Origin of the sequence: Arthrobacter sp. ISL-65, from assembly GCF_018613795.1 — a bacterium.
GTDB lineage: Bacteria > Actinomycetota > Actinomycetes > Actinomycetales > Micrococcaceae > Arthrobacter.
On record NZ_JAGGPN010000008.1, the window covers coordinates 67,587 to 83,980 of the forward strand.

General features: G+C 67.0%; 18 protein-coding genes, 4 tRNA genes and 1 riboswitch. Of the genes, 4 read left to right on the top strand and 18 right to left on the bottom strand.

Annotation, left to right across the window (positions count from 1 at the left end; translation table 11 throughout):
• Window positions 1-94: 94 nt before the first annotated feature.
• The 3 genes from J7I85_RS03930 to hisI form a co-directional block, all read right to left on the bottom strand.
• A complete protein-coding gene (locus J7I85_RS03930; RefSeq protein ID WP_214846858.1) occupies window positions 95-730 on the bottom strand; it encodes a Trp biosynthesis-associated membrane protein in 636 nt (211 codons plus the stop codon).
• Complete coding sequence (locus J7I85_RS03935; protein WP_214846860.1) at window positions 730-2,325, bottom strand: anthranilate synthase component I; 1,596 nt, start codon at window positions 2,323-2,325, stop codon at window positions 730-732. Before J7I85_RS03935 ends, J7I85_RS03930 begins: the two co-directional genes overlap by 1 nt.
• A gap of 111 nt (window positions 2,326-2,436) precedes the next feature.
• A complete protein-coding gene (gene hisI / locus J7I85_RS03940; RefSeq protein ID WP_214846862.1) occupies window positions 2,437-2,880 on the bottom strand; it encodes a phosphoribosyl-AMP cyclohydrolase in 444 nt (147 codons plus the stop codon).
• A gap of 139 nt (window positions 2,881-3,019) precedes the next feature.
• Here hisI and J7I85_RS03945 point away from each other — a divergent pair, with 139 nt between their 5' ends.
• A complete protein-coding gene (locus J7I85_RS03945; protein ID WP_214847008.1) occupies window positions 3,020-3,664 on the top strand; it encodes a TIGR03085 family metal-binding protein in 645 nt (214 codons plus the stop codon).
• A 72-nt stretch (window positions 3,665-3,736) separates the two neighbouring features.
• Here J7I85_RS03945 and hisF read toward each other — a convergent pair whose 3' ends face one another.
• The 15 genes from hisF to J7I85_RS04020 all read right to left on the bottom strand — a co-directional run bounded on the left by hisF (window position 3,737) and on the right by J7I85_RS04020 (window position 15,754).
• Entirely contained in the window at window positions 3,737-4,513 is a 777-nt protein-coding gene (hisF, locus tag J7I85_RS03950; protein WP_214846865.1) for an imidazole glycerol phosphate synthase subunit HisF, read from the bottom strand.
• A 47-nt stretch (window positions 4,514-4,560) separates the two neighbouring features.
• On the bottom strand, window positions 4,561-5,421 hold the full coding sequence (hisG, locus tag J7I85_RS03955) for an ATP phosphoribosyltransferase (protein ID WP_214846867.1): 861 nt from the start codon (window positions 5,419-5,421) through the stop codon (window positions 4,561-4,563).
• 58 nt (window positions 5,422-5,479) lie between these two features.
• The gene (locus J7I85_RS03960; RefSeq protein ID WP_003801526.1) at window positions 5,480-5,743 is read right to left on the bottom strand and encodes a phosphoribosyl-ATP diphosphatase; all 264 of its coding nucleotides are present in this window, start codon (window positions 5,741-5,743) and stop codon (window positions 5,480-5,482) included.
• Window positions 5,744-5,878: 135 nt separating this feature from the next.
• Window positions 5,879-6,361, bottom strand: a complete 483-nt coding sequence (gene ribH / locus J7I85_RS03965; protein WP_003801528.1) for a 6,7-dimethyl-8-ribityllumazine synthase — start codon at window positions 6,359-6,361, stop codon at window positions 5,879-5,881.
• An 18-nt stretch (window positions 6,362-6,379) separates the two neighbouring features.
• Window positions 6,380-7,081: a GTP cyclohydrolase II gene (ribA, locus tag J7I85_RS03970; RefSeq protein ID WP_214846869.1), complete on the bottom strand. Its 702-nt coding sequence runs from the start codon at window positions 7,079-7,081 to the stop codon at window positions 6,380-6,382.
• The gene (gene ribB, locus J7I85_RS03975; protein WP_214846871.1) at window positions 7,078-7,791 is read right to left on the bottom strand and encodes a 3,4-dihydroxy-2-butanone-4-phosphate synthase; all 714 of its coding nucleotides are present in this window, start codon (window positions 7,789-7,791) and stop codon (window positions 7,078-7,080) included. Before ribB ends, ribA begins: the two co-directional genes overlap by 4 nt.
• On the bottom strand, window positions 7,788-8,492 hold the full coding sequence (locus tag J7I85_RS03980; RefSeq protein ID WP_214846873.1) for a riboflavin synthase: 705 nt from the start codon (window positions 8,490-8,492) through the stop codon (window positions 7,788-7,790). The genes ribB and J7I85_RS03980 overlap by 4 nt, the downstream gene beginning before the upstream one ends.
• Window positions 8,492-9,682, bottom strand: a complete 1,191-nt coding sequence (gene ribD / locus J7I85_RS03985) for a bifunctional diaminohydroxyphosphoribosylaminopyrimidine deaminase/5-amino-6-(5-phosphoribosylamino)uracil reductase RibD (protein WP_214847011.1) — start codon at window positions 9,680-9,682, stop codon at window positions 8,492-8,494. Before ribD ends, J7I85_RS03980 begins: the two co-directional genes overlap by 1 nt.
• 11 nt (window positions 9,683-9,693) lie before the next feature.
• Window positions 9,694-10,404 (bottom strand): nicotinamide riboside transporter PnuC, encoded by a 711-nt coding sequence (gene pnuC / locus J7I85_RS03990; RefSeq protein ID WP_214846875.1) that lies wholly within the window; start codon window positions 10,402-10,404, stop codon window positions 9,694-9,696.
• 95 nt (window positions 10,405-10,499) lie between these two features.
• Window positions 10,500-10,647, bottom strand: a riboswitch (FMN riboswitch).
• Window positions 10,648-10,767: 120 nt separating this feature from the next.
• Window positions 10,768-11,424, bottom strand: a complete 657-nt coding sequence (rpe, locus tag J7I85_RS03995; RefSeq protein WP_214846883.1) for a ribulose-phosphate 3-epimerase — start codon at window positions 11,422-11,424, stop codon at window positions 10,768-10,770.
• Between the two features lie 73 nt (window positions 11,425-11,497).
• Window positions 11,498-13,147, bottom strand: coding sequence for an RsmB/NOP family class I SAM-dependent RNA methyltransferase (locus J7I85_RS04000; protein ID WP_214846885.1), 1,650 nt, complete (start codon window positions 13,145-13,147; stop codon window positions 11,498-11,500).
• Window positions 13,144-14,064 carry a methionyl-tRNA formyltransferase gene (gene fmt, locus J7I85_RS04005; RefSeq protein WP_214846887.1) on the bottom strand — a complete coding sequence of 307 codons (921 nt, stop codon included), beginning with the start codon at window positions 14,062-14,064 and terminating at the stop codon, window positions 13,144-13,146. The genes J7I85_RS04000 and fmt overlap by 4 nt, the downstream gene beginning before the upstream one ends.
• Window positions 14,061-14,663, bottom strand: coding sequence for a peptide deformylase (def, locus tag J7I85_RS04010; RefSeq protein ID WP_214846890.1), 603 nt, complete (start codon window positions 14,661-14,663; stop codon window positions 14,061-14,063). Before def ends, fmt begins: the two co-directional genes overlap by 4 nt.
• A gap of 57 nt (window positions 14,664-14,720) precedes the next feature.
• Window positions 14,721-15,566: a cytochrome gene (locus tag J7I85_RS04015; protein ID WP_214846892.1), complete on the bottom strand. Its 846-nt coding sequence runs from the start codon at window positions 15,564-15,566 to the stop codon at window positions 14,721-14,723.
• 116 nt (window positions 15,567-15,682) lie between these two features.
• Window positions 15,683-15,754: transfer RNA gene (locus tag J7I85_RS04020), tRNA-Val, on the bottom strand.
• A 304-nt stretch (window positions 15,755-16,058) separates the two neighbouring features.
• On the opposite strand from J7I85_RS04020, the gene J7I85_RS04025 reads away from it, so the two are divergent.
• From J7I85_RS04025 to J7I85_RS04035, 3 genes are all read left to right on the top strand, one after another.
• Window positions 16,059-16,131: transfer RNA gene (locus J7I85_RS04025), tRNA-Gly, on the top strand.
• Window positions 16,132-16,178: 47 nt separating this feature from the next.
• Window positions 16,179-16,249, top strand: a tRNA-Cys gene (locus J7I85_RS04030).
• A gap of 38 nt (window positions 16,250-16,287) precedes the next feature.
• A tRNA-Val gene (locus tag J7I85_RS04035) sits at window positions 16,288-16,362 on the top strand.
• Window positions 16,363-16,394 lie beyond the last annotated feature (32 nt).

Genomic DNA, 16,394 nt, shown 5'->3' on the forward strand with positions numbered 1-16,394 from the left:
AATCTCCTCAGGATCAATACTGGTTACATTCTGCCATTTTTTGCCGCGGCCTTCGGCATCGCAGCCGGGGGGCGTGGCTGCGTGACCCGCCGGCTCAGGTGGGGTCGTCGCCCCGGGAGAGCCTGTCCCAGCTGTCGATCTCGTCCACCGGGCCGCTCTGGTCGGCTGCGGGACCCGCCGCGGCGGCATCGTACCTGGTGCGGGACTTCCAGTACCGCCCCGCCGGAACCACCAGCAGGCCGCCGATGGCCAGCAAGGAACCTGTGACGACGGCGAGCACCGGGAACGCGCTGACGCTCACGTCCGCGCTCCCGCCCGAGACCCCGGTGGCCGCGGCGATGGATCCCTGCGCCGCGGCGAGGGGATCAGCGAGGACCGTGGCGGCCGCGGCGATGATGCCGGCCGCCGCCAGCACGATGATGGCCGTGATGACCCAGCGTGCGATCTTCCCGGCGATGGAGGCCGCGAGGCCGCCCGCAAGCGCCACGAGGGCCAGGGCCGTGACCGTGGTGGCGGCTTTGCTGCCCTGGACCTGGAGGCCGCCTTCGTTTCCGGCGGCCTGGCCCAGCTGCTGGGGGTCGAGGTGGACCGTCAGCCAGGTCTGCGTCGTGGTGCCGAAGACCGCCAGCGCCAGGGCCGCGATCAGCAGCACCACCGTGGACTTGCGTGCCCAGCCCGGCACCGTGCTGCGCGTTCGGGCCGGGGTGGCGGATCCTGCGGGTACCGCCATCAGGAGTTTGCCTCCGTGACGGAATCAGGACTGCTGGCGGAGTCGGGGGCGCTTACGGAATCCGGGATGATGTTGTGCAGCGAGCCGGCCGTGTGCACAGCCCGCAGCGGGGCCGCCGCCTTGTTGACTGTCTCCTGCGCCTCGGCCGGGTTACTCGAGTCCGCCACGATGCCGCCGCCCGCCTGGACGTAGGCACGTCCCTCGCGCAGCAATGCCGAACGGATGGCGATGGCCATGTCCATGTCGCCGGCGAAATCCAGATAACCCACAACTCCCCCGTAGATGCCGCGCCGGTGGGGCTCGAGTTCATCCAGGAGGCGCAGGGCGCGGGGCTTCGGGGCGCCGGAAAGGGTTCCGGCCGGGAAGGTGGCCTTCAGGACGTCATAGGCCTTGGCTGTGGGAGCCAGGCGTCCGACGACGGTGGAGACCAGGTGCATGATGTGGCTGAAACGCTCCACCTCCATGAACTGGGTGACGTCCACGGAACCCGCCACGCAGACCTTCGACAGGTCGTTCCGGGACAGGTCCACCAGCATGAGGTGCTCCGCCCGTTCCTTCTGGTCCGCGAGGAGCTCCTCTGCCATCGCCTTGTCCCCGTCCACGGTCTTGCCGCGCGGCCGGGACCCGGCAATCGGGTGGGTGATGACGTCCTCCCCGGTGACGGTCACCAGCGCCTCCGGCGACGAGCCGACGATCGAATACTGGCGGCCAGCGGCGTCCTCGAGGCTGAAGATGTACATGTACGGGCTCGGGTTGGTGTTACGCAGCACCCGGTAGACGTCCAGCGGCGACGCCCCGCATTCCATCTCGAAGCGGCGGGAGATGACCACCTGGAAGACTTCGCCGTCCACGATCGCCTCCTTGCCGCGGTCGAGGGCGGCGAGGTACTCGGGCTCGTGCCAGCGTTCCTGGACGCTGGCGGCAAAATCGAGGGCCGCAGGCTCCAGCACGGACACCGGCTGGAGCACCGGAGTGCTGATGCGTGCCAGCAGTTTCTTCACCCGGGCGACGGCGTCATGCCAGGCCTCGTCGACCCGCTCGGAGCTGTTGTCGAAGTTGATGGCGTTGGCGATCAGCAGCACAGTGCCGTCCATGTTGTCGTGGACGGCCATGTCCGTGACGAGGTTCAGGGCCAGCTCCGGAAGCTGCAGGTCATCCTCGGGCGGGCTGGTCAGCTTTTCCCAGTGGCGGACCGTCTCCCAGCCAAGGAAGCCCACCAGCCCGGAGGTGAATGGCGGGAGCCCGTCGAACCGGTCAGTGCGCAGCGCCTCGATGGTGTCGCGGATGGCATCAACAGGGTTTCCGTCCACCGGCACCCCGGCGGGCGGCTCACCCAGCCAGTGCGCCTGCCCGTCCTTGGTGGTCAGCGTGGCCCGGGACCGGGAACCAATAAAGGAGTAGCGGGACCAGGCGCCTCCGACAGCCGCCGACTCCATGAGGAACGTGCCCGGCTGGCCCTGCGCCAGTTTCCGGTACAGCCCGATCGGCGTTTCGGCATCCGCCAGCACCTTCAGCCGGACAGGGATGACGCGGCTGTGGGCGGCGAGTTCCCGGAATTCTTCGAGGCCAGGGCTGATGATTCCGAGGTCCTGCATCGCTATTGGTTCTCCGTCTGTTCTTGGATAGTGCCTAGTGGGTGGAGGTGCCTGTTGGGTGGAAGAGGCCTGTCGGGGTGGAAGAGGCCTGTCGGGGGATAGCTTAGGCCGCTAGCTGGCCGGACCCGCCACAACGTCGAAGGCCCGGCCGTCAAAGCAGGTCCGTGTACCGGTGTGGCATGCTGCGCCCACCTGGTCCACCCGCACGAGGAGGGCATCGCCGTCACAGTCCAGGGCCACCGACTTGACCCACTGCACGTGGCCGGAAGTGTCACCCTTGCGCCAATACTCCTGCCGGGAGCGCGAGTAGAACGTCACGCGGCCGGTGGTCATGGTCCGGTTCAGGGCTTCGTCGTCCATCCAGCCCAGCATGAGGACCTCATTGGTGTCGAACTGCTGCACGATGGCAGCTACAAGCCCGGCGCCGTCGCGCTTCAGCGCCGAGGCAATCCCGGCCGGAAGGGGGCTTCCGGGCAGGAGGCTTTCGCCGGCGTCGGACGAAGGGGCACCGGCCGTTGGGGCGGGGGCGGGGCTGGGGGCGGGCTGCTCAGACATCACGTCAAGTCTAGTGCCCCCGCCGGGACGCTGGCACGAGGGCTGTTTGTCACACTGCCGCCCCTGTGAACAAGGGCACAAATTCAGCTATATCAACAGACTGCGCAACTCTCCCGGGGACGTGCTAGTTTTCCAAGTGATGCATTTCGTCGATCCGTCCCGAGAAGTTCTGGCCGAGACCCTGCTGGCGGCCGGTCCTGACTCCCCCACGCTCTGCAAGGGGTGGCAAACCAGGGACCTCGCAGCTCACCTGTACCTGCGGGAGCGGAAAGCCGCCGTCGGGCTCGGCCTGATTATCAAGCGCCTGTCCAAGGCCTCGGACAAGGCAACCGCCCGCCTGGCCGGAAAGCTCCGGACCGCCGACGAGTATGCCAAGCTCGTGAACTCCTTCCGCGCCGGACCGCCCGCGCTCTCGCCCATGAAGATCAAGGCGCTGGATGAGAGCTCCAACCTGATCGAATACTTCGTCCACACGGAGGACATCCGGCGCGCCGTTGACCGCTGGGCCCCCCGCGCCCTCGACGAGGAATACTCGGACGCCCTGTGGGATGAACTCGTCAAGCGGGCAGCCATCCTCTACCGCGGCGTGGACCTCGGCATCGTCCTGGTCAGCCCCTCGGGCCCCAGGCACGTCGCCAAGCGCGCACCTGTGTCCGTGGCCATCGTGGGGGAACCCGGCGAGCTGCTGATGCACGCCCACGGCCGCACCCGCCATGCGCTGGTCACCTTCGAAGGCCAGCCGGACGCCGTCGCGCTCCTCCAGTCAGCCGAAGTCGGGCTTTAACCCAACTGACTCGCAGTTGTGGTCGTTTTGAGCGCTCATAACGACAACAACTGCGAGTCAGTTGGGTGGGGATTAGCGGACCTCGAAGCCGGCGTCGCGGATTGCGGTCTTGACCTGGGACATCATGTCGTCAGGGCCCCAGTGGAAGATTGAGGCGGCCAGGACGGCGTCCGCTCCGGCCTGGACGGCGGGCGGGAAGTGCGCGGGTTCGCCGGCCCCGCCGGAGGCGATGATCGGAACCTTCACTGCGGACCGGACCAGCCGGATGAGCTCGAGGTCGAAGCCGTCCTTGGTGCCGTCGGCGTCGATCGAGTTCAGCAGGATCTCACCGACCCCCCGGTCAGCCGCTTCCTTGGCCCAGGCAATGGCGTCGATTCCGGTGCCCTGCCGGCCACCGTGGGTGGTCACTTCAAAGCCCGACGGCGCGGGCTGGGATCCGGGGCGGACACGCCGGGCGTCCACGGACAGCACCAGCACCTGGGAACCAAAGTGCCGGGTGATTTCGTCGATGACGTCGGGCCGGGCCACGGCGGCGGTGTTGATGGAGGCCTTGTCGGCGCCGAAGCGCAGCAGCTTGTCCACCTCGGCCACGCCGCGGACGCCGCCGCCGACGGTGAGCGGGATGAACACTTCCTCGGCGGTGCGGCGCACGACGTCGAACGTCGTCTCCCGGTTGCCGGAGGACGCTGTCACGTCCAGGAAGGTGAGTTCGTCAGCGCCGGCGTTGTCGTAGCGGTGCGCCAGTTCGACAGGGTCCCCGGCGTCGCGAAGGCCTTCGAAATTGATGCCCTTGACCACGCGGCCGGCATCAACATCCAGGCAGGGGATAACGCGGACGGCTACAGCCATGACTTCTCCTGTTGTACTGCTGAGGTGTGCTGTCTGGGGAAACCGGGTCAGATCCGGCAGGCGTGGATGCTGCTGACCAGGATGGCGCGGGCGCCGAGGTCGTACAGCTCGTCCATGATCCGGTTGGTTTCCTTCTTGGGCACCATGGAGCGGACGGCCACCCACTCGGAATCGCGCAGCGGCGAGACGGTGGGTGATTCCAGGCCGGGCGTGAGGCCGGCGGCCTGCTCCACGAGCTCCTTGCGGATGTCGTAGTCCATGAGCACGTACTGCCGCGCCACCAGCACACCCTGCAGGCGGCGGATCAGGACCTCGATCTCCTTGGCCGTGCCGTTGGCGGCCCCGCCGTCGCCGGTGCGGCGGATGAGGACGGCCTCGGATTTCAGGATCGGATCCCCGAAAATTTCCATGCCGGCGGCCTTGAGGGTGTTGCCCGTTTCCACGACGTCGGCGATGGCATCCGCGACGCCGAGACGCACGGAGGATTCCACCGCGCCGTCCAGCCGGACCACCTTCGCCTTGATGCCGCGCTCCGCCAGGTAATCGCGCAGGAGCCCGTCGTAGCTGGTGGCAAGGCGCTTGCCTTCGAGTTCATCTACCGTGCGGAAGTCACCGATCGGACCGGCGAAGCGGAACGTCGAGGCGGCGAAGCCGAGCGGAAGCAGTTCCTCAGCCTCCACTTGCGCGTCCAGCAGGAGGTCACGGCCGGTGATGCCGACGTCGAGCGTTCCCTGCCCGACGTAAACGGCGATGTCCCGGGGGCGGAGGAAGAAGAACTCGATGTCGTTGTCGGGGTCCACCATGACCAGCTCGCGGGTGTCCCGGCGCTGGCGGTAGCCCGCCTCGGACAGCATCGCGGACGCGGCTTCGGACAGGGATCCCTTATTGGGTACGGCTACACGCAGCATGAGGAGGTCTTTCTGGTTTGGAAGTTTGTGTCAGGCAAGCGGGGCCACGCAGAGGCGGCTAGAGATGCTTGTAGACGTCTTCCAGGCTGAGTCCTTTGGCGAGCATCAGGACCTGCAGGTGGTACAGGAGCTGCGAGATCTCCTCGGCGGCGGCTTCGTCGGATTCGTACTCGGCTGCCATCCAGACTTCGGCCGCTTCCTCCACGACTTTCTTGCCGATGCCGTGGATTCCCGACTCCAGTTCAGCGACGGTGCGGGAGCCCTCGGGGCGGGTCGCTGCCTTCTCGCTCAGTTCTGCGAACAGCGTCTCGAAATTCTTCACGCCCTCCAGCCTACTTGCTCGGGGCCGGGGCCCGCCTGTCGGGCAGTTCCATGACGGCGGGGATGTGAGCGATTACACACGCCGTGTGCTTGCGCCCGCATCCCCGCACCTGCCCCGGAAGTGGGAAAATACTTTCTAGTAGTTCTTGAGCAACAGTGCCGTGGACAGTGCGGCCGTGACGGCCTCATGCCCCTTGTCCTCGGAGGATCCGGGCAGTCCTGCCCGGTCCAGCCCCTGTTCTTCGGTGTCGCAGGTGAGCACCCCGAACCCCACCGGCACGCCGGTGCTGACGCTCACGTCGGTGAGTCCCGACGTCGCGGCCTGGCAGACGTAGTCAAAGTGCGGCGTACCGCCGCGGATGACGACGCCGAGGGCGACGACGGCGTCAAAGTGCGGTGCCAGCCGCGCGGCAGCGACCGGAAGCTCAAAACTGCCCGGTACGCGCAGCACCGTCGGCTCGTTGATGCCGGCGTCCTTGGCCGCCCGCAGGGCGCCGTCCAGGAGGCCGTCCATGATCTGCGTGTGCCAGCTTGCCGCCACGATCGCCAGCTTCAACTGCGAGGTCTCAGCGGGGTCGAGGGTGGTGAGGTCAATCTGGGGTGCGCCGTGTCCGCTCATAAAGTCTTCGTGATCCGTTCAGTCTTGTTCGAGGTCAAAAGTGTCAGTGCCGGTGCGGTGCAGGCCCGCGGTCTGGGTGTCGAGGGTCAGCAGGTGGTCCATGCGGTCCTTTTTGGTCTGCAGGTACCGGAGGTTCTGTTCGCGGGACGGCACCTCCGTGGGCACCATCTCGACGATCTTGACACCGGCCGTGGCCAGGCGGTTCTGCTTGTCCGGGTTGTTGCTCAGCAGGCGGATCTCGTGCAGGCCCATCTCGGCCAGGATCTGCGCCGCAGCCTTGTAGCAGCGGGCATCCACGGGCAGTCCCAGCTGTTCGTTGGCCTCGACGGTGTCGAAGCCGGCCTCCTGCAGGGCGTAGGCCTTGATCTTGTTGGCCAATCCGATGCCTCGGCCTTCCTGGCCGCGCAGGTACAGCAGCGTGCCGCCGTTCTCGGCGATCAGCTCCAAAGCGTAGGCGAGCTGCTCGCCACAGTCGCAGCGGTAGGAGCCAAAAACATCGCCCGTGAGGCATTCCGAATGCAGGCGCACGAGGGGCGCCTTCCCGTCCTTGGTCGGATTCGGGGAACTGACGGCGAGGTGTTCGGCGCCGGTCACCAGGTCGGTCCAGGCCTGCGACACGAAACTACCGAACGCCGTAGGCAGCTGCACCACGGGTCCTTTGCTCACCGGATGCGGGGACCGGCCGTTGCTGCTCGGTTCCGCTGCTTGAGATGCCGTCATCGTGTTTCCCCTTCTCCGGCCGGACTGACTTCCAAAATGCTCTCCTGTGAAGATACACGGTGGCCAGCTCCCAGATAGGCAACCAGATCCTCGATCGAGATCAAGGGGCAGCCGTGCTCAGCAGCGAACACCCGGAGGCCGTCCAGCCGCATCATCTCACCGTCGTCGTACACCACCTCGGCGATCACGCCCACCGGCTCCAGGCCGGCGAGCCGGCAGAGGTCGACGGCCGCTTCGGTGTGGCCGGGGCGTTCACGCACTCCCCCATTAACGGCCCGCAGCGGGAAAATATGCCCGGGACGGGTCAGCATGTCCGGGCCGCTCTGCGGATCGGCGATGACGCGGGCGGTGAGTGCCCGGTCGGTGGCCGAGATGCCCGTGCTTACGCCGGTGGCGGCGTCGCAGGACACGCTGTAGGCCGTACCCTTGGAATCCTGGTTGACCTCCACCATGGGCGGCAGTTCCAGCGCGTCGGCCCGGGCACCGTCCAGCGGCACGCAGATGACTCCAGAGCTGTACCGGATAGTCCAGCCCATGAGCGCCGGGGTGGCGTGCTGGGCGGCGAAGATGATGTCGCCTTCGTTTTCCCGGTCCTCGTTGTCCACCACCAGGACCGGCCGGCCAGCCGCCATGGCGCGGACGGCGTCCTCGATCGGGTCCAGGGTGAGTGCGCCGGAAACCGCCGCGTCGAGCTTTGCCGTGCCGTTCACCGCTGGACCTCGCCTTCCATAGCTGCTGTGCCTTCCGTAGCTGCTGTGCCTTCCGTAACTGCTGTGCCTTCCGCGCCGAACTCCGTGCCTTCCGTGCGGAATGCGAGCAGCCGCTCGGTGTACTTGGCCAGCACGTCCACCTCAAGGTTCACCCTGCTGCCGGCAGGCTTGGCTCCAAGACCGGTGTCGGCCAGGGTGGTGGGGATGAGCCCCACCTCGAACCACGGCGCTGTCTCTGCTGCGGGGCTGACCTCGGTGACGGTGAGGGAGACGCCGTCGATGGCGATGGAACCCTTTTCCGCGATGTAGCGGGCAAGCCGCTGGGGCACTCCGAACCGGAGCCGTTCCCAGTTTCCCTGCGGCTCGCGTTCGAGCAGTTCGCCGACGCCGTCCACGTGCCCCTGGACCACGTGGCCGTCAAGGCGCCCGCCGGCCGGGACGCAGCGTTCCAGGTTGACGGGGTCGCCCGCCGCGAGCTCGCCGATGGTGCTGCGGATGAGTGTCTCGCCCATGACGTCGACGCTGAAGTCCTTCCCGTCGATGGCCGTGGCGGTGAGGCAGACGCCGTTGACCGCGATGGAGCCGCCCAGCGGCAGCCCGTCAGCGGTTCCGGGGGCGTGCAGGCGCAGCGTTGCGCTCGAGTCCCCGTTCCGGTCCACGGACAGGACCTTTCCCTGTTCGGCGATAATTCCGGTGAACATCAGTAGCCTCCCATGGCTGTGCCCGCTGCTGTGCGGACAGGTAGTGAATCGATTGACGTTGATGGTGTTGATGTTGACTGTGTTGATACTGGCTGTGCCGTTGCGGGCGGGTCTTGGGTCTGCTGGGGCACGGTGGCTTCTTCCGGGCGCAGGTGCAGGCGAATGTCCCTGCCGAGGAACTGGACCGCGCCGCAGGACGCTGCATCCCATTCCCAGCGCTGCGCCTCCGCCAGCGTTCCGATGCCGAGGCCGTTAAGTGCCGGCGTTCCGGAGCCCAGCAGCGTAGGGGCCAGGTAGACGATGAGTTCATCCACGAGTCCTTCGGCCAGGAAGGCGCTGAGGATCCTCGATCCGCCCTCCACCATGACGTGCCTGGTGCCCGCGGCGAACAGCATGGCCAGGGCCTCGTGCGGGTCCCGTGTGGGCAAGTGCAGGACCCTGCCGTCGTCACCGCGCACGGCCGCGTCTTCCGGCACGTCGCGAAGTCCCATGACCGCGCGCAGCGGCTGCTTTCCGGTGACGTCGCCGTTGGCGTCGCGGGCTGTCAGGCGGGGGTTGTCCACCAGCACGGTCTGCGTTCCAACCAGGATGGCGTCGATCCTGCTCCGGATGCCGTGGTTGTCCGCCAGCGACTCCGGGCTGGAAATCCACTGGCTGGTTCCATCCTCGGCCGCGATCCGGCTGTCCATGGTTTGGGCGATATGCAGGGTGACGAAGGGGCGCTTGGCGTCGACGGCCTGGAACCAGCGGCGGTTCAGGTCTAGCGCACGCTCGGCGGCCAGGCCGCTGCGAACGCTGACTCCCGCCGCCCGCAGGGTGGTGGCCCCGCCCGCGGCGGGGTCATGGGGGTCGTCGACGGCGTACACGACGTTCGTTATCCCGGCGTCGATAATGGCCTGGGCACACGGCCCCGTACGGCCCACGTGGTTGCACGGCTCCAGGGTGACCACCATGGTGGACCCGTGAAGGTCGACGCCGGTGCTGATCGCCGTCGCTATCGCGTCGGCTTCGGCGTGCGCGGTGCCGGCACCGCGGTGGTATCCCGTGGCCAGCTGGCTTCCGTCAGGTCCGACGACGACGGCGCCCACCAGCGGATTGGCGCCCCGGGGCCCCTGCAGGGCAGCCTCAAGTGCTGTGTCCATGGCGGCTGTCTCAGCGGCTGTGAAGGCCGATACGGGCTGGCCGTTCATTTGGACGCCGCTCATTTGGACACCGCCGGGCCAGGGAAGGCCGTCTCAACCTTGACGGCCGGGGCGTCCGTCATCGTCTGGGTCCGGGAGGCCCGCCACCAGACGATGAAGCCGGCCAGGGTAAAGAAGCCGTAGAAAAGGTACATAAAGGCGCTGGCGAAGTATCCGGCGCTGAAGAGCAGCGGAACGCCCACCACGTCCACGGCAACCCAGATCAGCCAGAACTCGGTCCAGCCGCGGGCCATGCCGTAGGTGGCCAGGAGCGAGCCCATAAAGGTCCAGGCGTCAGCCCACACCGGCGGGTAGGAGCCCAGGGAGTCGAAGACCGGGGTGAGGGCAGCGGTGCCGGCCACCAGCGCGAGTACCAGCGCCACCCGGGTCCTGGCGCTGGCCCAGGCGGGCGCAATCGCCGTCGAGGATCCTGCCGCCCGGCGGCTCTGCTGCCAGCGCTGCCAGCCGTAGACGGCCACGATGATGAACATGGCCTGCCGCCCTGCCTGGCCCCAGAGTGTGGCCGGCGTGGCGGAGCCGAAGACGTTGCCCAGAAAGACCGTCAGCAGAAGAAGGTTGCCGGCGATGCCCACCGGCCAGGCCCAGATCTTGCGCCGCATGCCGCCGAGGGCACTGGCCAGACCAAAGATGTTTCCCAGCACTTCGCGGAGAATGAGCACTGATCCGCCCACGGGGATCTGTGCCTCGAAGAGCCAACGCAGGATGTCCATGCGTGCGTATCGTTCCTTCCCTCAAGAGCCGAGACTGCTCCGGGGGTATACGACAGCGAAACGCAGCGGCGTTGTGGAACGCCACAAGTACAGCTGTACGTGCTTCTCTCATCCAGACTTTAACTGTCGGTACCGGAATTTCACCGGTTCAACCGTCTGCCGGGCTTCCGTGAGGAAACACCGGCTCGCGGGTCGCGGACTGTCACCGCCGGTTCGGACTTACACCGACCCCGGAGCACGTATTGTGTGTTGCTATTCTGACACAACTTGGCGGGTGCCCAGGCTATTCCCGCTACAAACCGTCACGCGGCGGTCATGGAGGCCGGTTGCGGCCTCCATGACCGGGCCCTTGGGGACCGAAGGCTAGAGGCTGCCCGCCTTGCGCAGCCGGTCGATGGCTCCCGACGGGTCAGCGGCACCATACACAGCGGACCCGGCGACGAAGACGTTCGCTCCGGCTTCCGCGGCCCGGACAATGGTTTCCTCGGTGATTCCGCCGTCAACCTGGATGGCAACGTTCACGCCGGATCCTTCGATCGCGGCGCGGGCACGGCGGATCTTGGGCAGCGTGAGGTCAAGGAACGCCTGGCCGCCAAAGCCGGGCTCCACCGTCATGATCAGCAGCATGTCCAGCTCCGGAAGCATGTCCAGGTAGGGCTCCAGCGCGGTGGCGGGACGCAGCGCCATCCCTGCCTTCGCACCCCGCGCCCGCAGCTCCCGGGCCAGCTTCACCGGCGCGATGGACGCTTCGGCGTGGAACGTGACGGAAGCAAGGCCGGCGTCTGCGTAACCTGGCGCCCAGCGGTCGGCGTCGGAAATCATGAGGTGGGCATCCAGCGGAACCGGGCTGACCGCCTGGATCCGCTGGACCACGGGAAGTCCCATAGTGAGGTTGGGGACAAAGTGGTTGTCCATCACATCCACATGCACGGAATCAGCGTTGCTGATTTTCTGCAGCTCGGCTTCGAGGTTCACGAAGTCGGCGGAGAGGATGCTGGGGTTGATGCAGCACTGCGTCATGCGGGGTCCTTTCGCGGGACGATGGTCCGGGGTTTGGGATCAGTCGGTGGGAAGTCAGCGCCTGCGTGGGAACTCAGCGCTTGCGGCGGATGAGAGCGAGGAACATCGCATCCGTGCTGTGGACGTGCGGCCACAGTTGGGCGGTCTTCTCGTGCCCCGCGCCCAGGCCGCCGCCCAGGCTGACCGCATCCAGCACGCTGCCGGCGTCCAAGAGTTCCAGGTCCTCGCGTTTCCGCAGGGCGTCGCTGACCACCGCGGTGGTTTCGGCCGGGTGCGGCGAGCAGGTCACGTAGGCCACCACGCCGCCGGGCCGTACAGCCGCCAGGGCTGAGTTCAGCAGTTCGCGCTGCAGCGGCCCCAGATCGGCAAGGTCCTTCGGCGTGCGGCGCCAGCGGGATTCGGGCCGGCGGCGCAGGGCTCCAAGTCCGCTGCAGGGCACGTCCACCAGCACACGGTCAAAGGCGGCAGGCTGTTCCGACCCGACCTCGCGGCCGTCGCCGGTCCTGACCGTCCAGACGTCTGACGGAACAGCGGACAGCGCCTGGCTGACCAGTTTGGCCCGGTGCGGGGCGGGCTCGTTCGCCACAAGCGTAGCTCCGCGTTCGTTCGCCAGTGCGCCCAGCAGGGCTGCCTTGCCGCCCGGTCCGGCGCAAAGATCGAGCCAGGCCTCCCCTGCGGCGCTTTCCCCTTCTACCGCGTTTTCGCCGTGCGCTGCACCTTCGCCAGCCCCTGTCTCGAGGCTGGCAGCCGCCAGGGCCCTGGCCACCAGCTGGGAGCCGACGTCCTGCACACGTGTGGTGCCTGACCGGACGGATTCCAGCCGGCCGAGGTCACCGCCGCTGGAAAGGGCGGATCCTTCCACCAGTTCGCCGGGGACGGCACCGTTCTCCAGGGCCTCGTCCAGGCTTCCCAGCCCGGGAAGCGCCACCAGGTTGACCACGGGGGCCGCGTTGTCGGCTTCCAGGAGGTCATTGATTTCGCCGACCGGGCGGCCGTGGGCCACCAGCGACTGCCGCAGGGCGCGGACAATCCACTCGGGGTGGGCGTACCGGACGGAGGCAACCTTGGTCTCGTCCTGCTCGCCGGCAACCAGCTCGTCCAGCCACTCGTCCAGGCTGCGGGCCGCTACCTTCCGGAGCACGGCATTGATCAGGGCGGACGGGCCGGCGCCGATGACCGCACGGGCCAGGCCGACGGTCTGGTCCAGGGCCGCGTGGGCGGGTACGCGCATTGCCACCAGTTGGTGGGCCCCGATGCGCAAGGCATCCAGGACAGCCGGATCCAGCTTGTCCAGGTCCCTGTCCACGCAGCGGGCGAGGATGGCGTCGTACGTGCCCTGGTTACGGAGCGCACCGTAGCTCAGTTCCGTGGCGAATCCGGCGTCGCGGCGGTCGAGGCCGTGCTGCCGGATGCGCCCCGGCAGCACGAGGTTGGCATAGGCGTCCTCGGCCGCAACCGCACGCAGCACTTCAAAGGCCACCAGCCTGGCGGGGTCCGCCCTGCGGGTGCGCTGCGACGGGGCGCTCTCGGTGAAGCTGCGCTGCGGGCCTCGGTTTCGCTCCCTGCCCTGCGCATCGCGCCGGCTGGCTCCTCCGCCGCCCCGGCGCTGGTCAGAACCGCCAGACCCTGAGCCGCCGGTACCTGAACCACCGGCGCCCGAACCGCGCTGGCCGCCGCGGCTGGAACGTCCCTGCCCGGATCCGCTTCTGCCGGAGTCACTCATTGAAATACCACGCTTTCGAGGGAGGCCTGGCCGCGCGCCCAGTCGGCTGCGGCCATCATTTTCTTGCCGGCAGGCTGCACCTTGGTGAGTTCGACAGCATGCGAACCCGTGCCCACCAACACGCTCTTGCCGGCCAAAGACAGTTGTCCCGGCTGAACATCCGTGACGTCGGGACGCAGCCGTACCGGCTCAAGCTTCAGCCGCTGGCCATCAAGGGTGGTCCAGGCTCCCGGTTCGGGCGTCACGCCGCGCGCGCGGCGGCCCACGGACAGGGCCGGCTCCGACCACTCAATGCGGCCGTCGTCGAGAGTGAGCTTGGGCGCGAGGGTCACTTCGCCCTGCTGGGGACGGGGCGACGCCGCACCGGACCCGACGGCGGACAGCGTCTGGGCGAGCAGCACGGCGCCACTGTGGGACAGCCGTTCAAGCAACGCCCCGGAGGTGTCCTCCGGGCCGACCGCTTCGGTCAGCGTGCCAATGACAGGGCCCGTGTCGAGCCCCTCCTCGAGCTGGAAAGTCACGGCGCCCGTGATGTCATCGCCCGCGATGACGGCCCGCTGCACGGGAGCCGCACCGCGCCAGGCCGGCAGCAGTGAGAAGTGCAGGTTGATCCAGCCATGCTGCGGAATGTCCAGGGCCGCCCGGGGCACAAGCCCGCCGTAGGCGACGATCGCCGCTACGTCGGGACGGGCTTCGGCGATCCGTTCGGTGACGGCAGCGTCCACCCGGGATGCGTGAATGACGTCGATGCCGAGCTCGGCGGCCCGGGCAGCAACGGGCGACGGCGTGAGTACACGCTTGCGCCCCACCGGCGCGTCCGGCCGGGTCAGCACCGCGACGATCTCGAAGCCGGCGGCCACCAGCGCATCCAGCGAGGGGACAGCGACGGACGGTGTTCCGGCGAAGAGGACCCTCATCCGGCAGCGCCGAAGCTGCCGGTTCCGGACGTTGCCGCGCCGAAGCTGCCGCCGCCGAAACTGGAGCCGACGGTCTTGGCGCGCTTGGCAGTGGTCTGTTCGGTGATGGAGTCGTAGTTGGCGTTGCGGATGGAGCGCAGTGCGGCCTTGCGGTCCTCACCTTCGAGCCGGTCAGTGAAAAGGATGCCGTCCAGGTGGTCGGTTTCGTGCTGGAAGCATCGGGCAAGCATTCCCTCCGCCTCCACCGAGACGGGGTTGCCGTTGATGTCGACGCCGGTCACGCGGGTGCTGCGGTAGCGGCGGACCGGGAAGCCCAGGCCGGGGATGGAGAGGCACCCCTCTACCTCGTCCGCCTGATAATCCTCGCTGTTTTCCAGCACCGGGTTGATGACGTGGCCCTCAACGCCGCCGATCCGGTAGGTGAAGACCCTGAGGCTGACTCCGATCTGTGGCGCGGCAAGGCCTGCACCCTCCACGTCCTCCATCGTTTCGGTCATGTCGGCAACGAGCCTGGCCAGCTCCGGCCCGAAATCCGTGACAGGGTCGGCAACCGTGCGAAGCACGGGATCGCCGATGATACGGATATTCAGAATTGCCATGTGCAGTCATTTCCTCACGGTGAACGGGTAAACGGATCCAGTCCAGTTTAGTGGCTCTCAGGAGAACACCGGCGGTGCCAGCGGCAGCAGTGCCGGTCCGGCGCTGACGGTGTCCGCGGACATTTCCCACACCCGCCGCAGCGCACAAAACTTCCACCAGTGGTGCTTCAGGACTTCCGGATTTGCGCGGACGGGCCGCACCTCGGTTTCACCGATGGCGACGGCGAGCAGGACCGGGGTATCGCCGTGCTGCCACGGTTCCCACTCCCCTGCCACGGGATCCACCAGGCTTTCCTCCGCCTTCATGCCGGCAACAAGCTGCATGACCACCTTGTCGTCCAAAGGCTTGACCTGCCCGTCACGCGTTGTGCCCTTGGTCTTGTAGTCGATGAGGCAGGTCCGTCCGTTGATCCTCGCGACGAGGTCCAGTGTTCCTGCATATCCCACCGACTTGTTCCACACGGTGATCTCCGGGGCGATTGGCTCCACCCGGAACAACTCCCACCACTCATCGAAGCGGGCGGCAAAGGCCTCCTCGCCGTTGGAGGCCAGCGCTTCACGGGCTTCCTTCATCTGGTGCGGCCTGCCGAGGGCGCGCAGCGCCACCTGCTCGCAGTAGTAGTGCACCCGGTCACCGCGCTGCGCGGCCTCGTCCCGGTAGGTCTCGGCCGCCTTGGCCGCACGGCTAACCGCCTGCCGCACCCTTGCGGGGCTGCCCAGGATCTCCGGCAGCGAGGGATCCTTGGCGAGGCTGCTGGCGCCCATGTAGCCGAACCAGCCGTCCAGTCCGTGGGGCTGCTGCCCAATGACGGTGGTAATGGAGGGAACCGTGAACTGCTCCGTGGTGGAGCGGGCGTACATGCGGCCATATTCCGTGGCGTGGGCGAGGAGTGGAGCGGTCATGGTGAGACTCTTTCACGGGGGTCAGACAGAAATGCGAATACCGAAACGTTGACGCAGAAACAGAAAAGCCCGCCCCTCCCAGTTCTATCTCCTGGGCTGAACGGACTTTCCATCGGTGGGCGATACTGGGTTCGAACCAGTGACCTCTTCGGTGTGAACGAAGCGCGCTACCACTGCGCCAATCGCCCCGATGCATTTGAATGCTAGCGGACGATCGCGGGTTAAAGGAAATCGGCGTGCTGACCCACGGAAAAGGTCAGTGGAGCAAGGTGTCCAGGGAGCGCCCCAGGCCAGGGACGATGACGAAGCCACCGCCCCAGGCATCAGAACTACACAAGTAATTTAAGAATTTCCCTAGAATTCAAGGAAGTAGGGCTTCCGCGGCCATGCCGCCAGTCCTCGATTTGGAGTTTCCCGGAACCTCCTATAGAGTTCTTACTCGTTGGAACGCGACGAACTGCCGAATACGGCAAGCAATCACGGCTCCGAAATGCGGACGTAGCTCAGCTGGTAGAGCACCACCTTGCCAAGGTGGATGTCGCGAGTTCGAATCTCGTCGTCCGCTCGCAGGACACTGTCACGGCACTGATTCTCCGGAATCGACGCCTACACGGTGGGTTGGCCGAGAGGCGAGGCAGCGGCCTGCAAAGCCGTATACACGGGTTCGAATCCCGTACCCACCTCGGTGAAAACCATGGTTTCCGGTTGTACCGGATGCAATGGGCGATTGGCGCAGCGGTAGCGCGCTTCCCTGACACGGAAGAGGTCACTGGTTCGATCCCAGTATCGCCCACCAGAGCAAGGAAACTTGCTTGTAGTTGAACGCTC